This is a genomic window from Sphingopyxis sp. GW821-FHT02C12, assembly GCF_059421785.1.
Genome location: NZ_JBWKVQ010000001.1, coordinates 2,203,145 through 2,223,799 on the forward strand (window position 1 = coordinate 2,203,145; position 20,655 = coordinate 2,223,799).

General features: G+C 65.9%; 17 protein-coding genes. 11 read left to right on the forward strand and 6 right to left on the reverse strand.

What is annotated here, in order from left to right:
• The first annotated feature begins 36 nt into the window (after positions 1-36).
• Both AC07U1_RS10630 and AC07U1_RS10635 read left to right on the forward strand, forming a co-directional pair.
• Positions 37-1,257, forward strand: a complete 1,221-nt coding sequence (locus AC07U1_RS10630; RefSeq protein ID WP_495176549.1) for a serine hydrolase domain-containing protein — start codon at positions 37-39, stop codon at positions 1,255-1,257.
• 171 nt (positions 1,258-1,428) lie between these two features.
• Entirely contained in the window at positions 1,429-1,761 is a 333-nt protein-coding gene (locus AC07U1_RS10635; protein ID WP_262407955.1) for a hypothetical protein, read from the forward strand.
• On the opposite strand, the gene AC07U1_RS10640 is transcribed toward AC07U1_RS10635, so the two are convergent.
• Genes AC07U1_RS10640 through AC07U1_RS10660 form a run of 5 tightly spaced genes read right to left on the reverse strand, consistent with a single transcriptional unit; the run spans position 1,758 to position 7,626 of the window.
• On the reverse strand, positions 1,758-3,137 hold the full coding sequence (locus tag AC07U1_RS10640; protein WP_495176548.1) for a sensor histidine kinase: 1,380 nt from the start codon (positions 3,135-3,137) through the stop codon (positions 1,758-1,760). The genes AC07U1_RS10635 and AC07U1_RS10640 overlap by 4 nt on opposite strands.
• Before the next feature lie 5 nt (positions 3,138-3,142).
• Positions 3,143-3,829 carry a winged helix-turn-helix domain-containing protein gene (locus AC07U1_RS10645; protein WP_495176547.1) on the reverse strand — a complete coding sequence of 229 codons (687 nt, stop codon included), beginning with the start codon at positions 3,827-3,829 and terminating at the stop codon, positions 3,143-3,145.
• Between the two features lie 59 nt (positions 3,830-3,888).
• Positions 3,889-6,519, reverse strand: coding sequence for a bifunctional lysylphosphatidylglycerol flippase/synthetase MprF (gene mprF / locus AC07U1_RS10650; RefSeq protein WP_495176546.1), 2,631 nt, complete (start codon positions 6,517-6,519; stop codon positions 3,889-3,891).
• On the reverse strand, positions 6,516-6,911 hold the full coding sequence (locus AC07U1_RS10655; protein ID WP_187140860.1) for a DUF2147 domain-containing protein: 396 nt from the start codon (positions 6,909-6,911) through the stop codon (positions 6,516-6,518). The genes mprF and AC07U1_RS10655 overlap by 4 nt, the downstream gene beginning before the upstream one ends.
• 1 nt (position 6,912) lies before the next feature.
• Positions 6,913-7,626 carry an AcvB/VirJ family lysyl-phosphatidylglycerol hydrolase gene (locus tag AC07U1_RS10660; RefSeq protein WP_495176545.1) on the reverse strand — a complete coding sequence of 238 codons (714 nt, stop codon included), beginning with the start codon at positions 7,624-7,626 and terminating at the stop codon, positions 6,913-6,915.
• A gap of 268 nt (positions 7,627-7,894) precedes the next feature.
• On the opposite strand from AC07U1_RS10660, the gene AC07U1_RS10665 reads away from it, so the two are divergent.
• The 6 genes from AC07U1_RS10665 to AC07U1_RS10690 all read left to right on the forward strand — a co-directional run bounded on the left by AC07U1_RS10665 (position 7,895) and on the right by AC07U1_RS10690 (position 16,762).
• Complete coding sequence (locus AC07U1_RS10665) at positions 7,895-8,197, forward strand: hypothetical protein (protein ID WP_495176544.1); 303 nt, start codon at positions 7,895-7,897, stop codon at positions 8,195-8,197.
• A 736-nt stretch (positions 8,198-8,933) separates the two neighbouring features.
• Positions 8,934-10,724, forward strand: a complete 1,791-nt coding sequence (locus tag AC07U1_RS10670; RefSeq protein WP_495176543.1) for an adenylate/guanylate cyclase domain-containing protein — start codon at positions 8,934-8,936, stop codon at positions 10,722-10,724.
• A gap of 140 nt (positions 10,725-10,864) precedes the next feature.
• Entirely contained in the window at positions 10,865-11,158 is a 294-nt protein-coding gene (locus tag AC07U1_RS10675; protein ID WP_495176542.1) for an EamA family transporter, read from the forward strand.
• Between the two features lie 164 nt (positions 11,159-11,322).
• Entirely contained in the window at positions 11,323-12,684 is a 1,362-nt protein-coding gene (locus AC07U1_RS10680) for a TolC family protein (protein WP_495176541.1), read from the forward strand.
• Positions 12,681-13,724 (forward strand): efflux RND transporter periplasmic adaptor subunit, encoded by a 1,044-nt coding sequence (locus AC07U1_RS10685; protein WP_495176540.1) that lies wholly within the window; start codon positions 12,681-12,683, stop codon positions 13,722-13,724. Before AC07U1_RS10680 ends, AC07U1_RS10685 begins: the two co-directional genes overlap by 4 nt.
• Positions 13,721-16,762, forward strand: coding sequence for an efflux RND transporter permease subunit (locus AC07U1_RS10690; RefSeq protein WP_495176539.1), 3,042 nt, complete (start codon positions 13,721-13,723; stop codon positions 16,760-16,762). Before AC07U1_RS10685 ends, AC07U1_RS10690 begins: the two co-directional genes overlap by 4 nt.
• An 18-nt stretch (positions 16,763-16,780) precedes the next feature.
• Here the strand turns inward: AC07U1_RS10690 and AC07U1_RS10695 are convergent, their stop codons facing one another.
• The gene (locus AC07U1_RS10695; protein WP_495176538.1) at positions 16,781-17,863 is read right to left on the reverse strand and encodes an endonuclease/exonuclease/phosphatase family protein; all 1,083 of its coding nucleotides are present in this window, start codon (positions 17,861-17,863) and stop codon (positions 16,781-16,783) included.
• A 77-nt stretch (positions 17,864-17,940) separates the two neighbouring features.
• On the opposite strand from AC07U1_RS10695, the gene AC07U1_RS10700 reads away from it, so the two are divergent.
• From AC07U1_RS10700 to AC07U1_RS10710, 3 genes are read left to right on the forward strand one after another with little or no spacing between them, the layout of a single operon-like run.
• Entirely contained in the window at positions 17,941-18,777 is an 837-nt protein-coding gene (locus AC07U1_RS10700) for a hypothetical protein (protein WP_495176537.1), read from the forward strand.
• 2 nt (positions 18,778-18,779) lie between these two features.
• On the forward strand, positions 18,780-19,886 hold the full coding sequence (locus AC07U1_RS10705) for a glycosyltransferase (RefSeq protein WP_187141778.1): 1,107 nt from the start codon (positions 18,780-18,782) through the stop codon (positions 19,884-19,886).
• A complete protein-coding gene (locus AC07U1_RS10710) occupies positions 19,883-20,635 on the forward strand; it encodes a DUF2334 domain-containing protein (protein ID WP_495176536.1) in 753 nt (250 codons plus the stop codon). Before AC07U1_RS10705 ends, AC07U1_RS10710 begins: the two co-directional genes overlap by 4 nt.
• The last annotated feature ends 20 nt before the right edge of the window (positions 20,636-20,655 follow it).

A 20,655-nucleotide genomic window follows, 5' to 3' on the forward strand; every position in this document is an offset into this window, starting at 1 on the left:
CGCGCGGCGCTATCTGGAAATCGACAGGAGAGGCTGATGACATTCGACCGGATCGAGCGTTCGACGATTGCCGGCACCGTATACGGGCATGTGGATTCGGCTTTCGCCGAACTGGCGGATATCTTCACCGCGAACTTCGAGGCACGGGGCGAGATCGGCGCGAGCCTCTCGCTCTTTCACGAAGGGCGGCTTGCGGTTGATTTGTGGGGCGGTCGCAAGGCCGTGGGCGGCGACGCGTGGGACGAAGACACGATCTCGATCGTGTGGTCGAGCACCAAGGGCATCGCGGCGATCGCCGCGCATCACGCGGTCGAGAGGGGCCATATCGACCTCGACGCGCCGATCGCCCGCTATTGGCCCGAATTCGCCCGCGAGGGGAAGGAAGATGCCACCGTCGCGATGATCCTCGATCATTCGGTCGGGGTTCCCGCGCTGCGCGATCCGGTGAAACCGAGGGGCTTCGCGGATTTCGACTATATGTGCGACCGGGTCGCCGCCGAACGTCCGTTCTGGGTTCCGGGAACGCGCCACGGCTATCACGGTCACACATACGCCTGGACGCTCGGTGGGCTTTTTCGCCGCGCCGTCGGCGTGCCGCTCGGCGATTATATCCGCAGCGAGCTGGCGGTGCCTCTGGGCGTCGATTTCTGGCTCGGCCTGCCGGCCAGCGAACATCGGCGGGTGGCGCCGATGGTCTATCCGACCGATCCGCTGTTCGGTGGCCGGTCGCGCGCCAACCATGCGATCGAGAATGAACCCGGCGCGCCCTTCACGCTGATGATGACCAACGACGGCGCCTATGACTGCAACGACCCGGCCTATTGGCCGGTCGAGATCGGATCGCTCAACGGCATGACCAATGCGCGGGGGCTGGCCACCCTCTATTCGGCACTCGCCAATGGCGATCTACTCACCACCGATACGGTCGCCCGCATGGGGCGGACAGCCAGCGCGAGCCATCTTGATGCGACGCTGCTGATGCCGATGCGGTTCGGGCTGGGTTTCATGAAGACGACCGACAATCGGTCGGCTTCGCATCTGGTCGATTGTACGCTCCTCCTCTCCGAGGACGCGTTCGGCCATGTCGGTTTTGGCGGTTCGGTCGGCTTCGCGGATCCCGCGGCGCGCATGGGGTTCGGCTACACGATGAACCGGATGGGCGCGGGCGTGATGGTCGGCGATCGGGCGCAACTGCTCATCGACGCCGCCTATCGCGCGCTTGGTTACCGATCGAAAGCGAGCGGCGCCTGGGTGTGAGGGCGCCGACAAATCCGAAACAGGGCGACGGGCCGGGCGAGCGCACCGAGCAACGACATTACCGCCGCGTAATTTATTGGCCATGCACCGGCAGCGGCGACGCCGCTATGGCGGGCCTGCGCGGGAAGGATATCCGCGGCTCCCTCGGTTGCGTGTCCTGCGGAGGATGACATGGCCTTGCCCGTTTCCAGCGCCGAGCTCGACGAGCGCACCTGTCGGCTGATCTGCCCGATCGCGGCGGCGATGGTCGGGGTGTGCCTGACCGGGATCGGGATCTTGCAGGTCAGCATCAGCGTCGCCCGGCGCACGACGGCTGCCGACGACCTGCTGGCGATCGACGCGCTGCTGTTCCTCACCGCGATGCTGTCATCCTATTTCGCCCTGCGGCTGAATTCGTCGCGGCGGCTGCACCGGCTCGAGCAACTCGCGGATGCCAGCTTCATCGCCGCCATGCTGTTGATGACGGTCGCCTGCTTCGTCATCACCTATGCCGTGCATATCTAGGATAGGTGACGCTCGGCGGCGATCGGCAAGGCCAGCCGCACCAGCAGCCCGTGCGGAGAATGGGATTCGAGTCGCATCGTGCCGCCGTGCAGGTGCGCGATGGTTTCGACGAGCGACAGGCCAAGCCCCGCGCCGGTGCCGCCGCGCGCCGGGTCGAGGCGGACAAAGCGCTGCGCCGCTTCGGCCATCTGCTCGCTGGTCAGGCCCGGACCGTCGTCGTCCACCGTCAGGTCGATGCTGTTGCCGTCCATCGGGTGCGCGCCGATCCGGATCGCCGATCCACCCGCCGCATATTTGAGCGCATTGTCGACAAGGTTCGACAGCGCGCGCACCAGCAATTCGCGGTGGGCGAATATCTCGAGTTGGGCGGGCGCATCGACGACCATCGCAAAGCCGCGATCCTCGGCCAGCGGGCCATAGACCTCCGCCATGTCATCGAGCATCGGACGCAGGGCAAAGCGTGCGAACTGGTCGCGGCCGATACCGGCCTCGGCCCGGCTGATCTCGAGCGCGGTGTCGAGCAGGCGGTGCAGGCTGTCGGCTTCCTCGATCGCGCCGGCAATCGCGGCCTGCGCCTCCGCATCCTTTGTCCGCCCGAGCGCCTGTTCGAGGCGCGCCTTCATCCGCGATACCGGCGAACGCAGATCATGCGCCATCGAATCGGTCACCATGCGCAATTCGCGCACCAGCCCTGCGATGCGGCCGAACATCGCGTTGATCGAGAGCGCCAGCCGGTCGAAGGCATCGCCGGTTTCGTCGCGTTCGACGCGGGTGTCGAGCTTGCCGCCGACAAACGCGTTGGCCGCGCGCGAGAAGACATCGATCCGGCGCGCCAATATCCACGCCACGAGCGCGGCCATCAGCGCAGCGATCAAAAGCCCGACGGCGAGCGCGTAGAAAAAGGCCGTCTCGCTGGCCTCGGCCAGTTGGCGCTGCGCTTCCAATGTCTCGCCGGTCAGCAGGGCATAGCCGCCGGGCAGGCGCGCGGTGACCACGCCCATCGGTTCGGCGGCGGTGGCGCCTTCGCGGGTGAGCGACCTTTGTCGCCAGTGCGCGGTGTCGGCGACGGTCGCCGGCCATTCGCGCAGATTGCCCGCCAGGCGCTTTCCGTCCGGCGCTTTCAGCAGGACGATGAAATTGCGATCGTCGCGCGCCTTCAACCGGTAATCGATCGCCTCGATCAGGCCGGGCAGGCCGAGCTGGCGATAATCGTCGATCAGGTCGTCGCGCGCGACTTCGGCGGCGATGCGCGCGTCGGACAGGATCGTCGCCGAGGTGAATCGGTGGATGACGGTCAGCCCCAGCGCCAGCGCCGCGACCTGCGCGAGCACGAGCATCAACGTCAGGCGGACGATCGTGCTGTTGCCCCAACGCATACGGCCTAGTCCGGATCGCCGAGCATATAGCCGGCGCCGCGAATGGTGTGGACGAGCGGCTTGTCGAACCCATCGTCGACCTTGCGGCGCAGCCGGCTGACATGGACGTCGACGACGTTGGTGCCGGGGTCGAAATGATATTCCCAGACGCCCTCGAGCATCATCGTCCGGGTCACGACCCGATCCTTGTGTCGCAGCAGATATTCGAGCAAGCGGAACTCGCGCGGTTGCAGGTCGACGCGCTTGCCGGCACGGGTGACGCGGCGATTGAGCAGGTTCATCTCCAGATCCTGGCACGCGAGAATTGTTTCGGCGGTCGTCGCGCCCGATGGCCTGGCCATCAGCAGTTGCAACCGGGCGAGCAGTTCCGAAAAGGCGAACGGCTTGGTGAGATAGTCACTTGCGCCCGACGTCAGCCCTTCGACCCGCGCATCGACCGCGCCGAGCGACGAGAGAATGATGACGGGGGTGGCGATGTGCGCGGCGCGCATCGCGGCCAGCACCGCCATGCCGTCCATGCCGGGCAGCATGCGGTCGAGGACGATCGCGTCGTAACTGCCGTCGGTCGCATGGAACAGGCCGTCGCGCCCGTCGCTGGCATGGTCGACCAGAAAGCCTTGTTCGATCAGGCTTTTGCAGATGAAATCCGCCGTCGTCCTATCGTCCTCGATCACCAATATCTTTTGCGACATCGCGAAACTTTCCAACCCGGAGCGGTGTGTCCGACAGGCGTCTATACGCGCTTGCATCGTCATGGCGAAGATGAAGCCACAGGGGCGGGGTCGCGCGCCGCTGGCCTGGCGGCCGCGCGCTCCTCCTTCGTGCGGGCGGGGCGCGAGACGATGTGATGCACCGCGGTCATGCCGCGGGCGAACGCCATGCCGCGCGACCCGGCGATATAGCGTGGTTCCCAATGCGTCGCGAACTTGGCCTTGTAGCTTCGCAGCCCCTCGAAGCCATAAAGCATCTCGCCGTGCCGGAACAGGAAAGCGGCGCCGCGCGCCCACGCCGGCGCCAGTTTGCGCCCGTCGATTCCCGACAATGGCGCGATTCCCAGCGTGAACCATCGATAGCCCTCCGCCTGCGCATATTGGATCAGGCGAACGAAAAGATAATCCATCGCGCCATAAGGAACATCGCGCGCATGGCGCATCAGGTCGACCGACATTTCCGCTCGGTTCGGGGTCGCAAGGATGTTGGCAAAAGCGACGATGCGCCCGCCGACGCGCACGACGGCGCAGGGGAAGTGCGTCAGATAGGCGGGGTCGAAGCTGCCGAGGCTGAACGCCTTTTCGCGCTGTTTTTTCGCATCGAGCCAATCGTCCGACACGGCCTTGAGTTCGGTCAGATGTTGTGGAACTTCGGCCGCCGGGATGATGGCGAAGGTGGCGCCTTCCTGGATCGCGCGACGTTCCGAATGGCGCAGCGATTTGGCCTGCGGACCGGCCAGCGAAAAGGCGGCGAGGTCGACCCGCGCCTCCTCGCCATATTTGACGATCGACAGACCCAGATCGATCGCGGGCGGCAGGCACGCGGCGCTGATCTGATAGAGCAGGATGCGGCCCTGCGCGGCGTCGGCGCGTTCGCGCAATTTCCACAGCAGGTCGGCCCAGCGCTCCTCGCGCCCGACGGGGTCGCCCATCACGATCCAGTTTGCGTCCTGCACCCGGTACATCAGGAAGGCGTCGCCCTCTTCGGCGAGCAGGAAATTTTTGTCGCCGGTGAAGGCAAGGAAGGCGTCGCTATGGTCGGCGACGGCCAGCGCGGGTTGGAGCCGATCGAAGCCGATCGTCGTGTCGCCCATCGCCCGCGACGATGGCGCGAGCAGCCTCCACAGCGCGAGACCGGAGACCAGCACCGCGACACCGAACAGCGTGCGCAAAAAGCGTGGTGCATCGCCGTTCAGGCTGAACTGCCACCACAGGCTGCTGGTGTAGGCGACATGTTTATAGGCAAAAAAGCCCGCGAAGGCCGACGCCATGACGGCGGTCATCGCGGCAACGATCCAGCCGCTCGACAGCGGTGCATCGAGCAACGATGTCGTGCGGTAGAAGGCGGGCCGGCTCCATTGGAGCGCGGCGCAGATCGCCGACAGAATCAGCGCTTCTTCATAGTCGAAGCCCTTGGCGAGCGAAAAGACGATGGCGGCGAGCAGCAGCGCACGGGTCGCGACAAAGGCGCCGTCGAGGCGGCGGAGCAATCCGGGGGCGAGGAAGAGCAGCAGCGTCCCCGACAGGCTGGCGGCGATATGCGACGCCTCGACAAAGGGCAGCGGCAGGATAGGCTTGAGGTCGTGCATGCGGCTGACCTCGGCAGGGGTTGCACCCGACAGCAGCAGGATCAGCCCGCCCGCGAACACGAGCGCGGCCAGCAGCGGCGGCGCGAGCTCGCGGAGCAGCGACTGGCCCGCTTGCGCAATCTCCCTCGCCGGCGGCCGCCAGGCCTTGCTTTCGTGCCAGGCGAGCAGCAGCGCCGCGACCAGCAAGGGCAGCAGGTAATAGAGGACACGGTAGGCGAGCAGGGCGGCGAGCAACTGCGCCTTGTCGCCGGGTACCGTCGCGATCACCACCGCCTCGAACACCCCCAGCCCGCCGGGCACATGGCTGATCAGCGCGGCGATGATCGCGAGCGCATAGCCCAGGAAAAAGGCGGGATAGGCGGCGGGGTCGGGGGCAGGGAGCAGGACATAGAGCGCCGCACTGGCGGCGGCGAGGTCGAGCGCGGCGACCGCGGTCATCCCCGCGCTGCGCGTCAGGTTCGGCAGCGGGGTGCGCCAGCCGCCGATGTCGACGACCTTCAACCCGAAATGGCGCAGCAGCAACGGGATGAGGCAGAGGGTCAGCACGACCAGCCCGGCGAGATGCAGCCAGTGGAGCGACAGCCCCCAATCGAAGAAGGGCAGGATATGCGTGCTTGTCACGGCGGCGAGCCCGGCCAGCAGGATCACACCGTTCCAGAAGCTGAGGCTGGCCAGCGCGATCACGCTGCCGATCTCGCCCCCGCTCAGCCCCGCCGCGCGATAGACGCGGTAGCGCGCCGACCCGCCGGTGAGCAGCGCCAGCCCCAGATTGTGGCTGAGCGTATAGCTGGTGAACGACGCGAGCGCATAGGTTCGCCAGGGCAATGTCCGATCGATGACCCGCAGCGCGAACCGGTCGTAGAGCGTCAGCATCAGATAGCTCGCGACCGTCAGCAGCAATGCTGCACCGATCTGACCCGCCGACAAGGCATCGAAGGCATGGCGGACCTCGTGCGGCCGGACCGAATGGAGCAGCCGGAACAGCGCGGCGAGGCCGAGCGCCGCGACGAGCAGCGCGGCACCGATCGACAGGATCCGCTTGTTGTGCCGGACCCACACCATGCCATTGTCGAATGCGGTCACCGCCGCGTCCACTCCTGATGCTTGCAGATCAGTCCGCCGAGAATACAGCCGGATATCCGCAAGCTGTTTGCGCTTTCTAATTCGATCGTCGAATAAAAGCGACGTCCCTGATCGGGGACGTAGACCTGTCCGGTCCAGCGGCCGCGACCGTTTGCGCGATAGTCGCTGAGCAATTCGGTGCCGACCAGCGACGTCACCCCGGCCTCGCGCGCGTCGGCGATCGCCTTTGGACCGGCCCAGACGATATTGCCGCAGAGCAGCGGGCCGCAGCTGTGCGTCCGCACCAGCAGCGTCCCCTTGGGATTCTGCCACAGGCCGAACGGTGTCGCGGTGGTTGCGGCGTGGGCGCCGCCAGATAGCGCCAGAAGCAGCGCCATGGCCAAAACTCTCATGTCATATGCTCCTTGCTGACTGTGCACCCCGGATCGCGGGCAGGATCGCCGCTTCGAGCGCGCGGGCGTCCGAATTAAGCTTGTGCCCGCCGGGCAGGGTGATGCGACGGACGTTCGGCAACTGAAGTTCGGGGCACAGGCTGCCCGCTTCGTCGGCACCGTGGATGCAGGTCACGGGCACCCAGCGGAGCCGCGATGCGGTCGGATAGGCGCGCTGGTCGGGGGTTTCGAGGCCGGCGAGCTCGATCGGCGAGGCGCGGAAGATGATGTCCTCGCCGGGCACGATCAGCACCACCGCCCGGATCGGCTGGCGCGCCACGGCGGAGAATTGCGCGAGGCCGGCGTGCAGCATATCGGCGCCAAAGGACTGGCCGATCAGCACGACATGATCGGTCTTTCCCAGCTTCATCGCCCGGACCATCGCCGTCTTGATCAGTTCGGCGGTTTCCTCGGGCGTCCGGCGCGGCGAGAAATAGGTCAGCGAGTTGACGGTGACGATCGCATAGCCGCGCGCGCCCAGCCGCGCCGCAACCCTGGGCGTCATCCCGACCCGGTTGCCCATGTCGCCCGAGAGCATGACGATCGCGGGTTTGGCGGGGCCGGCATCGGCGGCCGGCATGTCGTGGAACAGCGGACCGTTATAATAGCCGGCATGGAGATAGGCCGCCGACGCGATGGCGAAGGTGAGGAACAAAGCAAAAAGCCATTTTTTCATGGGAGGTCCTTCGCAATCGGAATGGTCATCGCGCTTGGCTCCCGTCGGTTGATGGGGCGACAATAGGCGCGCGGGTTCGTCCGGAAGCTGGCGCGAGGATTACGATATTGTCATGTCGCGGCCATGCCCCGGTTGGATCGGCCGGCCTAGAAAGAGGGTGTCCAAGGCGGGACCATCCCCCCCCCCTGACTCCCTCTGGCCCCGGTCCCGCCTGGACACCCCGGATCGTCCCGTCCGCACCCATGCGGATTTCTATGGAGAGAAGAATATGGCACGCTTTCGTACCCTCATCGGCTTCGGCCTTGCGTCGACGATGATGATCGCCGCTCCGGTCTTCGCATCGGCACCGTCCGCTTCGACGACCACCGCCAAACCGGCAGCGACGCACACCCTGGCGAAACAGACCGTGGCGCCCAAGGCCGCCAAGGCCACCAAGGTTGCGGCGCCCAAGCGGGTCGCGTCGACCCGGCAGACTACCCATCTCGCCAAGGCGACGCTGAGCAACGGCAAGAAGGTCACCTATGACTGCCGCCTCGCGGGCAACAAGAACAAGCAGGCCTGCAAGGGCTGAACCCCGGCACTCGCCAGCTTGAGCCGGCCCGCTGTCCGACCAGTTCCCGAAATCCTCCGGAACTGGTCGGTTCGGCATGTCCGGAACGAACCGCGGATCGCGGTACCGACACCCTGGTCAAAGACGATTTGGTCGATGACGTCGCAGCAACGCGGACCCGTCAGCCGCCATCCCGAACGTGCCGAATCAAAATTGGCAGTCCGAATGAAGGAGTTTGCAGCGATCGGCATGCCGGGCCGTTATCTCCCTTAGCTGCGCGCTTGAGATACAGGCTGGTCTTGAGTTTTCGTACCGCGGGCCGGTTCCATCGAGACGGTGCTTCTCCATCGTCCTCGGTGGCCGGCCGAGGGGCCGGGCAGCCTCGAATATACGCAAATATTGGAATGGTGGGACTTTCGAAGTCATCGTGAGCATTCGTCAGCCGAGCGCCGCATTGCCCGATGGAGCCAGCATCTTCGTTACCAAGGCGAAGGGGGATTCCAGTGGTGCGTAGATCGTCCGAACGCCCGACGACCACAATCGGCGCACCCAGTAAGCGATGGACAGATGCAATGGTCCAAATCGCATCTTGATCGGCTTTGGCAAGACGAAGGACGTTCAAGCATAAGCGACCCGATGAGGGGGCGTTAGCACCCGAAACAGGACCATCCAAACGCCGACGATCGGCACCGACGCGGACATTCGGCCTCAAAAGATTAACCCGCCTGCTATAGTCCCGCCGCGCGAGGGGAACGCGATGGACATGACAGCCGAGGAACGAGTCGGTCCGGCCGACGATGCGCCCATGAGGCTTGGTCGCTGGACGATCGGACGCAAGTTCGTCGGCTTGTCCGTGGTATTGTTGTCGATCATGTTGGTCGCGGCGCTGTGGTCGTTCACGCAGGCGGCGCGCGTCAATCGCGAGACGATATTGCTCGAACAGGTCCTTGAACCGCTCCGCCAGGAAATCGCGGCGATCGAACAGGAAACCGCGAATGAGGAACTCGCGACCGAAAGGGCGCTGCGTTACGGCGGCCCGCAACTGCGCGATCCGGCGCGCCACGCCGCGGAACTGGCGCGGTTTGAAGAGCTCAATGACGATGTCGATCGCCGACTGACCATGCTGCAAAAGGCGATCCGGCGATACCAGGGCACCGAAATTCCCGTCGAGGTGGCAATCATCCTCGGCCGGCTGCAGTTGGAAAGCGAGTCGGTACAGCGCGACCATGCCGCCTATCGGCGCAGCGTCGGCGCCTATATCGACCCGGCCGCGCCCGCGATGCTGAACGGCAATATCGAACGCGAGGCCGCCGCGACCGGCGATGAAAAGCGCGTGCTTGCGTCGCTCGAACGCATGGGAACCGAGTCCGACGCGCTGGCCCGGGCGCATGAGGAGCGTCTGGCGGCGATGGAACATCGCAGTTTCATCATATCGGTCGAAAGCCTGTTGCTCGCGATTCTCGCGTTCCTGATCGGCATTATCCTGTCGCTGATGATCACCCGCCGGATGATGGTCCCGGTGCAAAGCCTGATCGATGGCGCCGAAGAAGTCGGTCGCGGCAATCTCGACGTCTCGCTGAAATCCCAGTCGCGCGACGAGATCGGCCAGTTGGCCCATGCCTTTTCGTCGATGGTCGGCGAGCTGAGGACCAAGGCCGCGATGAAGGATACATTTTCCAGCTACCTCGATCCGCGCGTCGTCGACCGCCTGCTGGGTGAGCGCCGCGCCGAACTGGAAGCGGGCGAAAAGCGAGAGATGACGGTATTCTTCTCCGACCTTCAGGGTTTTAGCGCGATTTCGGAAACCCTGACTCCGACGGCTTTGGTCAAGCTGATCAACCGGTATCTGTCGTTGGCGGCCGAGCCGATCCAGCTTCATCGCGGGGTGATCGACAAATATATCGGCGATGCGATCATGGCCTATTGGGGGCCTCCGTTCACCCCCGACGACCCCGCGCTTTCGGCCGTTCGGGCCGCGCTGGAACAGCGTGCGCAAATCGATCGGCTCGAACTGGAACTGCCTGAGTTGATGGGGCTGCGCCGCGGCGCTCCGCGGATCGCGGTCCGGATCGGGCTCGCGTCGGGCGATGTCGTCGTCGGGTCGATCGGATCGACGGCATCGCGCAACTTCACCATCATGGGCGACACGGTGAACATCGCGTCGCGGCTGGAAGGAGCGAACAAGGCCTATGGCACGATGATCCTCGCCGACGAAGCGACGGTGCGGCAGGTTTCGCACCGGATCGAAACGCGCGAGATCGACCTGTTGGCGGCAGTGGGCAAAAGCGAGGCGGTGCGGGTCTATGAGTTGCTGGGCGAGGTCGGCGAGGTCGGCGATGCGATGCTCGATTTGCGCGAGACGTTCGAAAATGGTCTCGCCGACTACCGGGCGGGTGACTGGGACCGAGCCGGGAGCGCCTTTGCCCGGTGTCTGGAAATCGCACCCGGCGACGGGCCGGCGCAGGTTTTCGCGGATCGGGTCAGAGCCTTTCGCACGGCCCCACCGGCCGCCGATTGGGGCGGCGTGTGGCAGAGTGTCGGAAAGTAACGTGCCGACAACCTGCCGGAGGATGGCCGACGAAGGCCGGTAAGCGCCCGCGTCTCACTCCCCCATCACCGCTGCCCGGTGCGCATCGCCGAACATGTTCGGCCATGGCCGAGTGAGCGCGCCGGCCAAGGTCGCTGCGGGTGACGCATGACGAAATTTGCGACTGCCTGAAAGCTTGCACGGCGGGTTCACCGCGCTCATTGTCGCGCAATGGCGATGCCATGCTGAACAACTGGCTTCCCTGGGCCCTGCTTTCGGCTTGCTTCGCCGCGCTCATGGCCGTTTTTGCCAAACTCGGGGTCGAGAAGATCGACCCCCATTATGCCACGTTCATCCGCACGCTCGTGATCGCGATCTTCATCGCCGCGCCATTGCTTGTGACCGGCGGCTTCCAGTCGCCCGCGACCTTGCCGCTCGCATTCCGGCCGGCTTGAGCGTGGCTGCGCCGGAGCGTCGACCGATTTTTCGTCCTGCGGTGCGGATTCTGTCCCGCAGCGGCGTCAACAGCCCAATGTCGATTCCGCGCGATTCCAATATTGTGAATGATGTCGAGGTGTTAATGGCGTGCGTCCGGACGCGAAAGGGCTATCGTTCGAGAATGACCACGCGGTTCTGCACCTTCTCTACAGCGTTGCTGCTCTTCCCGCTGGCAGCATGCGCTCACTACGAGCCAAAGCCGCTTCTCGTCGATGCCGGTGCCGCGCCGTCGCTTCAGGCCCCGCTGAACGATATCCTGTCGCGCGACGCTGCGACGATCGACCGGCCCTATCTGAAGCCCGTCGCGCTCGACCTTTCGGCGCCGCTCGATCCCAATGGCATCGCGATCCTCGCTGTGATCGCCAATCCCGATCTCAAGGCGCAGCGCGCGCGCGCCGGTGTTGGCGATGCGCAGGTCTTTGCCGCGGGACTGCTGCCCGACCCGACCTTCAGCTTCGGCGTCGACCATATTCTTTCGGGACCGGACCCGCTCGACAATATCGCGGGCACGCTGGGGTTCAGCCTGAATGCGCTGCGTGCGCAAAAGGTCCAGCGCGCGCAGGCGGTCGCCGAGGCGCGGCAGGTGCGGCTCGATCTCGCCTGGGCCGAGTGGCAGACCGCGTGCAATGCACGGCTGCAGGCGGTGCGCGTTCTCGCGCTCGAGCAGGCGCTTGCCAATGCGGCGACCAGCGCCGACGCAAGCGAAGCGCTTCTCGGCCGCTATCTGAAGGCGGCGGGCCGCGGCGACATTTCGCCCGACCAGGTCCAGTCCTCGCGCATCGCCGCGCTTGACGCCCAGAGCAATTTTCGCAGTGCCCAGACCAATCTTCAGGCCGCACGCTCCGAGCTTCACCGTCTGCTTGGCTTGCCGCCGGACTATGCGCTGCGGCTGGCCCCGGCGCCGATACCGGCGGCAGTGCCTGACGCGAATCGCCTCCTCGCGATGGCGCTTACCGGTCGCAGCGACCTTGAGGCGCTGCGTGCTGGCTATGATGCGCAGGAAGCTGCCGTGCGCCGCGCGATCCTTGAACAGTTTCCGAGCCTTGATCTCACGATCAGCGGTGCGCGCGATACCGGCGGAAACAAACTGCTCGGTCCGTCTATCGGCTTCACGCTTCCGCTATGGAACCGCAATCGCGGCGGTATCGCGGTCGCCGAGGCCACGCGCGAAGCGCTCCATCAGGAATATGATGCGCGCCTGTTCCAGACCCGCGCCGATATCGCCGCCGCGGTGTCGGGCCTCGCGATCGCGCGCCAGCAATATGAGATCCTGCGCGCTGGCATGCCCGCTATCGAAAACTTTGCGAAAGCGAGCCGCCGCGCCGCGCAGCGCGGCGACCTCGCGCTGGCGACCGCGGAAGTTGCCGAGCAGAGCCTTCGTGACCGGCAATTGCTGCTTCTCCAGTCCGAACAGGCGATCGCCGAACAAACCATTGCGCTCGAACTGCTCGTCGGCGCCCCGCAGGAATCCTGGACCCTATGATCAGCCGGACATCCCTCGTTCTGCCGCTCGCCTTCGCCTGTCTGCTGGGCGGTTGCCAAGCCTCGACCGACTCTGCCGCGACCGCCGATCCGGTCGCGACGATCGACGTCGCGGCCGTCACCACCGGCGATATCGATGAGAAGATCACGCTCTACGGCGCGACAGAGGCCAATGGTGCGGGCAAATATACGCTGTCCGCCCCGATGGAAGCGATCGTCCAGGCGGTCGACACGCCGGTCGGTAGCCGCGTGGCGCGCGGCCAGATATTGGTGCGGCTGAGGCCCAGTCCAACGGCGCGCCTCGATCTCGCCACCGCCTCGGCGAATGCCAACGCCGCCGATCTCGCGCACGCGCGGGCGCGGCGACTTCGCGCCGACGGGCTGGTGAGCGATGCCGAGGTCGAAACGGCGCGCGCCGCGAAACAGGCGGCCGACGCATCGCGCGCGAGCCTCGCGACCCGCAACGGGGCTTTGGTGCTCCGAGCGCCGGCAAGCGGCACGGTCGAGGTGATCGGGGCAAGTGCGGGCGAACTCGTCGCCGCCGGGGCGACGATCGTGTCGCTGGTCAAGGAAGGGGATTTGCGCGCGCGCTTCGGGGTCGATCCCGCGATCGCGCGGCGCATTCCCAAGGGGAGCTATGTCGAGGTTACCGCGGCCGGCAGCAAGCTGGCCTTCAACGTCCCCGTACTGTCGGTAGACAGCGTCGTCGATCCGGTGACGAAGCTGGCGTCGGTCTACGTCCAGATACCGAATGAGCGCGGGGTCGGCGCGGGCGAAAGCCTGACCGGGCGGGTGCTGCTTGCCAATATCGCCGGCGGCATCACCATTCCTTATGCCGCGCTGCTCGACGACGGCGGCCAGCCTTTCGTCTTCGTCATCGCGAACACGATCGCCAAGCGGCGCGATATCGTCGTCGGGCCGCGCACCGGCGACCGGATCAGCGTCACGTCGGGGCTGAAGGCCGGCGAACGCGTCGCCACGGTTGGCGTAACCGCGCTTGAGGACGGGATGAAGACCCGCATTCAGGGCGCGAAAAAGTGACCGACATCATCAGCAAACATGCGCGGTCGATCTGGCTCGCGGTGATCCTGCTTGCGCTCGCGGGCGTGGTATCGGCGACGCGCGTGCCGGTCGGACTGTTTCCCAACATCGATTATCCGCGGGTCGTCGTGTCGGTCGATGCCGGCGACCGCGACGCCGCGCAGATGGAAGCCGAAATCACGCGCCCGATCGAGATCGGGCTGCGCGCGGTGCCGGGGGTGACCAATGTCCGTTCGGTCACGAGCCGCGGCAGCGCCGAGGTCGCGCTCAATTTCCAGTGGGGCGACGATATGGTCGCCGCCGCCCAGTCGACGCAGGGCGCGCTCGCGACCCTGCTTCCGACCTTGCCGGCCGGCACGAGCTTCAACGTGCGGCGCTCCGATCCGACGATCTTTCCCGTCACCGGCTTTGCCTTGACCTCGGACAGCCTCAGCCCCGAGGCGCTTCGTACGATCGCAGATCTCAAGATATTGCCCGCATTGACCTCGGTCGAGGGTGTCGCCGGCGTCGACATATTGGGGAGCAGCCCCCGTGAGTTCGCGGTCGATGTCGATCCGGCGCGGCTGCAATCGCTCGGCATCAGCCTCACCGATGTCGTCACTGCGCTCGGCAAGGCCAATATGGTCCGCGGTCTCGGCAAGATCGAGGACCGGCACCGTCTCTATCTGGTGCTGATCGAGAACCGCGTCGCCAATGCGGACGATCTGGGCGCGGTCCCGATCAAGGCGGCGGCGGGCGGGGCAGGGGTGGTAACGCTCGGCCAGATCGCGGCGATCTCGCCTTCGACCGCTCCGGCGTTCAGTCGCGTGACGTCCGACGGCAAGCAGGCGGTTCTCGTCAACGTTCGCCAGGCGCTGAAGGGCGACACCGTGGCGATCGTAAAAGCGGTCGACGCGCGGCTCGCCGAGCTGCATCTGCCGCCGTCGGTCAAGGTCACCACCTTCTACGACCAGTCCGAGCTCGTCGTCGGCGCGGCGAACGCCGTGCGTGATGCGATCCTGATGGGCGCGTTGCTGGCGGGGATCGTGCTCTTCGTCTTCCTGCGGTCGGGGCGATTGATGGTCATCACCGGCCTGATGCTGCCCGCGGTGCTCGCCGCCACCTGCCTGCTGCTTTTCGCCTTCGGCATGAGCTTCAACATGATGACGCTTGGCGGCATGGCGGCTGCGGTCGGGCTCGTGGTCGACGATGCGGTCGTGATGCTCGAGCATATGATGCGGCGCATGCAGGAGCAGCGGTTGACCGAACCCGGGCCGCTCCTCGCTGCGGCTGCCGAAATGGGCATGCCGCTGCTCGGCTCGACCACGGCGACGATCGTCGTCTTCCTGCCACTTGCCTTTATCAGCGGCGTGACCGGCGGATTTTTCAAGGCGCTGGCGATCACAATGGTGGCAGCGCTCATCATATCCTTGCTTTTCGCCCGCTTCGTCATCCCGCTCGTGGCGGCCCATTGGCTCCGCGAGAAGGATGCCGAGTCCGCCGATCGTGCCAACAAGGTCCTCGATCCGCTGCTCGACCGTTATGGGCGCGCGAGCACGCGTGCCTTTGGACGGCCGGTCCTGTTCGCGGCGCTCGTCGCGGCGCTGCTTGCGGTCAGCGGCTATATGGCCTGGCGGAGCGTGCCGTCGGGGTTCATGCCCAAGATGGACGAGGGCGGGTTCGTGCTCGATTATAAGGCGCAGTCGGGCGCTTCGCTCGAAGACACCGACGCGCTGCTGCAACGAGTCGAGACGATCATTCGCGCGACGCCCGAGGTTGCCAGCTATTCGCGGCGGACCGGGCTTCAGCTTGGCGGCGGTCTCACCGAGGCCGACGAGGGCGATTATTTCATTCGCCTCAAGGCCGGCTCGCGGCGCGATATCGAAGCGGTGATGACCGACATGCGCGAGAAGATCGCCGCCGACGTGCCGGGGCTCGAGGTCGAGCTGATCCAGCTCATGGAGGATCTGATCGGCGACCTGACCGCCGTCCCGCAACCGATCGAGGTCAAATTGTTCGGCGACGACACAGCGGCGCTCGAAGCGGCGGCGAAGGCGATCGGCGAGCGCATCGGCAAGATATCGGGCGTCGTCGAGGTCGTCGATGGCCTGCGCGTCGCTGGCGATGCGATCAGCATATCGGTCGATCCCGGCGCCGCGGCCCAATATGGCCTCGACCCCGACAGCATCGCCTCGCAGCTCGAGACCGCGGTCGGCGGCACCCCGGCGACACAGGTCCGCATCGGCGCCCAGCTCATCGACGTGCGCGTGCGCGCGCCGCAGGATTTGCGCAGCGATGTCGCGCGGATCGAAAACCTGCCGCTTATCGCACCCGACGGGAGCAGCATCCGGCTTGCCGCGGTCGCGACCGTGTCGGTGCAGAGCGGACAAAAGCAGCTAACGCGCGAGAATCTCGCGCCTTATATCGCCGTGACGGCGCGGCTCGATGCCCGCGATCTCGGCTCGGCGATGGCGGAGATCAAGGGCGCGGTCGGCCAGCTCAAGCTGCCCGCCTCGGTCCGCGTCGACTATGGCGGGCTTTATGCGGAGCAGCAGAAGAGCTTCGCCGATCTCTCGCTGGTCTTCGGGGCTGCTTTGCTGCTCAGCGCGTTGCTCATCACCCTGTTGTTCGAGCGCGCCGGCTGGACGGTGGCCGCGATCGCGACGGTGCTGCTGACCGCGGCGGCGGTGATGATCGGGCTGTGGATCATGGGGATCGAGCTCAATATCTCGGCGCTGATGGGGCTCACCATGGTCGTCGGCATGGTCGCCGAACTCGTCATCTTCTTTCTCGCCGAAATCGACCGCGACAAGCCGATGACGTCGGCGGTGCTGTCAGAGGCGGGCCGGAAGAGGCTGCGCCCCATTCTGATGTCCGCGCTGATCGCGGTGCTGACCCTCGCGCCGCTCGCGCTCGGCCTCAGCCGGGGCGCCGGCCTTCAGCAGCCGCTGGCGACCGCGATCATCTTCGGCCTGATTGCCGCGGTGCCGCTGGTTCTCTTCTTCTTGCCCGCGATGCTGCTCGCGCTCACGCGGCGCGAACCGGCGCCCGCGGCCTGAGGCCGGCCGTTCGCCCGATCAGGCGATCGAGCGACGCCGCGGTGCATGGGGGATGAGCGCCTTAGTCAGGCGATAGGTCACGCCATAGCCGACATGATCGGACAGCATCGTGCCGTCGCGCTCGCGGCCGAACGGCACCGCCATCGCGATCGCCTGGATCGAGGAGTCATAGCCCGGCGAAAAGAACTGCCAGTCACGACCCTTCTGAAACACCGTCGCCGCGATGGTTGGGATCGTTCGCCCGCAAGGTGCATCCGATTTGAGGCAATGCTGGAGCGCATTGTCGATCGGAAGCCGGCGTTTCGTGGTCCAGTTCGCCGCGCTGTGGGCGGTGAGGTAAGTTCGTCGTTCCGCCGAACTCGCGTTGAAATCACCCGCCAGGATGACCGGCAGATCGGGGTCGCGGTATCGCGCCAGAAAATGGTCGATCACCTCGACCTGCCGCCGATAGGCATAAAGCGAGCGTGCCTGACTGACGCCGGACGCCTTTTTGCTGTTCATATGGGTGGTGACCACTGTCACCGGGGTCGTACTTCCGGGAACGGCGATCGTGACCATCAATATGCCCTTGTTGGCGAGGCAGTCATAACCCGCGCAGGCAAAGGCGGGAAAGGCCTCGCGGCGCACCGAGAGGATCGGATAGTCCGACGCGAGGACCAGTCCTGACGAGACCTGCTTGCCCGACCGCTCGCCCTTGAAAAAGCTCGCGCCTTCGATGAAATCTCTGTCGCTCTCCTGCGGCTTGACCGGGCTTGTGAGATCGCGAGAAGGTCCCTCGACAACAAAGCGATAGCCGCTATGCCGCGCGATCGCTTTGGCGGGCTCGGTGAACGCTTCCTGCAGGATGATGACGTGCGGCTGCGCGTCCTGCGCTCGCATGGCGAGAAGCCGGGCTTCGATACGCGCGAAGTCGGCGCTTCGGTCGGCGGCCAGCGGCCAGGGCAGGCCTTTGACATTATAGGCCATAATCGAGAGGCCGGCCGGCGGCGCCTTCATCGGCGCCTGCGGTTCCGGCTTGGAAACGGCCGGCAGCGCGACGCTGCCCAATAGCATCGGCATCATCGCCATCAGCACGCCCGTACCGGCCATCTTCTTGCTCACTCGCACTGCTCCTGTCGGTTCGAGATCGGCTGATTGACGCCGCGGGGCTCCCCGATCCGCACTTCGTCGGGGGAGGTGTGGAAAAGCGAGGTCGATGGCGTCTGATCCCTCGAGCGCCTGGCTGGCAGGCGCCCTGCGAACCCGGGGGATATGTCATGAGGGTTTTGGCGACTGGTGCCGCTGCGATGAGCGCCCTGCTGTTTACCGGCTCCTTGATGGCGCGGGAGGCAGCGCCAAATATTGCCGTCACCCATGTGGCGCTTCCCAATCCCGCGCGCTCGGGGGCGCGGGTGCCGCTTGCGATCCTGCCGACTGAACATTTGGCAACAAGCACGTCCGAGGCCATGACGACGAGCGGCGGCGTGGCCGCCCTCGGGATCGTCAAAAGTCACGCGGTCGGCCGCGAATGGGAAGGCGGTGCCTTCCATCTCGCCGCCATGCGAGGACGGTCGGAGTCCGCGAGAACGGCAGCGCAAAGTTTCGATTATCAGCGCTTCGCGATGATGGCGATCGGTGCCGACGTGTCCCAGGATATCTCCGATCGCGACACGCTGACGCTTGCCGGCACCTATGCTGCCGAGCGGCGGCGCCCGGCGTTCATCGTCGGCCCGCACCGCTATTATCGTACCGACGAGCGCGCCGCCGTCCTTCACTGGACCCGCGATGATCGCCTCGATCTGGCTGGTACCCTGTTCGACACCGGCCCTGCGAAACCGCGGACGGCAGCCGAGCGCTTCGCCGATCTTGCCGGCGGCGCGCCGCGCGCGGTTCGCGGCTGGGGACTGACGGCCAGCCTTTACCCCACGGGCGAACCCGACCGCTTGTCGGTCGGCATCGATTTTCGCGACCAGCAGGACCGCGACATCGGGCACCGGGACGCGCGCGTCCAGATATTCCTGAGGAAGAAATTCTGACCATGACCCATGCCGGGCATATCGCGATCATCCTCCATGATTTCTCGACCGGAGGCAGCGAACGGATCGCCATTCGCCTCGCCAATCGCTGGGCGGAACGGGGCCGGCGGGTGACGATCATTTGCGGAACGCAGATGGGCGCGGCACGCGCGCTCGTCGGCCCCGGCGTCGCGGTCAAGACCTGCTCGCCCGAAACATGGCGCAGCCCCTGGTCGCGCGTACAGCTCGGGTGGCGCATGGCGCGGATCGTGCGGGCTGAGGCACCCGATATCGTCTTTTCGCCGGGCAATTTCCACCTCATCATTCTCGCCTTCCTGGCGCGCCAGCGCTTCGCCAAACGGCCGATCTTCGTGAGCAAGCTCAGCAACCCGATCCGCCGTGGCGGGCTTCGGCGCCTCATGCGCGGACTCGCCGATGCGGCGATCCGGCTCGCCGCCGCGCCGACCGATATGCTGGTCGCGATGTCGCCGTCGCTGTTCGCGGAAGCCCGGTCGGTGTTCCCGGGCCACGCCGTTACCGAAATCGCCGAACCCATCCTCGAGGATGATATCGCCGCGGCGCATAGCCGCGCCGGCCTCGAGCCGGCACCGCTCATTCTCTGCGCGGCGCGCCTCGCCCCGCAGAAGGACCTGATCACCGCCATCCGTGCCTTCGCCGAACTCCCTCCGGCGCTGAAGGCACGGTTGCTGATCCTTGGCGAAGGGCCGCTGCGCGGCCGGCTCGAACGCGAAGCCGAAAGACTGGGCGTCGCGGCGCGGGTCGAGATGCCGGGCCATGTTCCCGATATCGCGCCCTATCTTGCGCGCGCCGACCTCTATCTGATGAGTTCGCATTATGAAGGCTATCCCGCAGTCCTCGTCGAAGCGATCGCAGCGGGGGTCCCGATCGTGACGACCGATTGTTCGCTCGCCTTGCCCGAAATCTTCCCGTCGCCCGAACTGGGGGCCATCGTCCGCCAGCGTCAGCCCGAAGCCATCGCGGCAGCTATCGTCGCGCAGCTTCGCCGATCGCCGCCCTCACCAAATGCCGCGCGCAAGGTCACCGATCGCCACAAGCTCGGTGCTTCGGCGGCCGACTATCTCGCGCTCTTCGACCGGTTGGTCCTGTGACCGCGCGCCGCCTTCTTGCTTCGATCCATGATGTCACCCCGGTTCACGCCGAGCGGCTCGATCGACTCGTTCCCATCGTCGAAGCGATCGTGGGTCCGGGACGCTACGCTCTCCTCGTCGTTCCCGATTTTCATCGGCAGGGGCTGCTGACAGGCGATCCGAAGTTCGCCCGCCGCCTGCGCGGCTGGGCCGACGCGGGCTGCGAAATATTCCTGCATGGCTTCACCCATGTCGACGAGAGTCGCCACGCAGGTGTCGCGGCGCGGTGGAAAGCTTCGCGCATGACGGCGGGGGAGGGTGAATTTCTCGGCCTCTCGACGCACGAGGCCGAGACGCGAATAGTGGAAGGCCGCGACATGATCGAACAACTGATCGGCCGGCCGATCGCCGGCTTTGTCGCGCCCGCGTGGCTTTACGGCGAGGATAGTCTGGCTGCGCTCGCGGCGCAGAATATCCGCTTGATCGAAGATCATTTTCGCGTCTGGAATCCTCAAAATTCGACCGTTTTTGCGCGCGGGCCGGTCGTGACCTACGCCAGCCGGTCACGCATGCGCGTCGCGAGCTCGATCCTGTGGTCGCGCCTCGCGACGACGCTGCTCGCGCGGACAGCGACGGTGCGTCTCGCCGTCCATCCGCACGACGTCGATTCGCCCCGGTTGATGCGCGAAATTGCGCGCGCGCTCGGTGCTTTTGCGCGTTCGCACCAGCCGGCCGCCTACGCCGATCTGGCGTCCGGCCGATATTCCTGAATCGCTGGTGCGGATTTGCC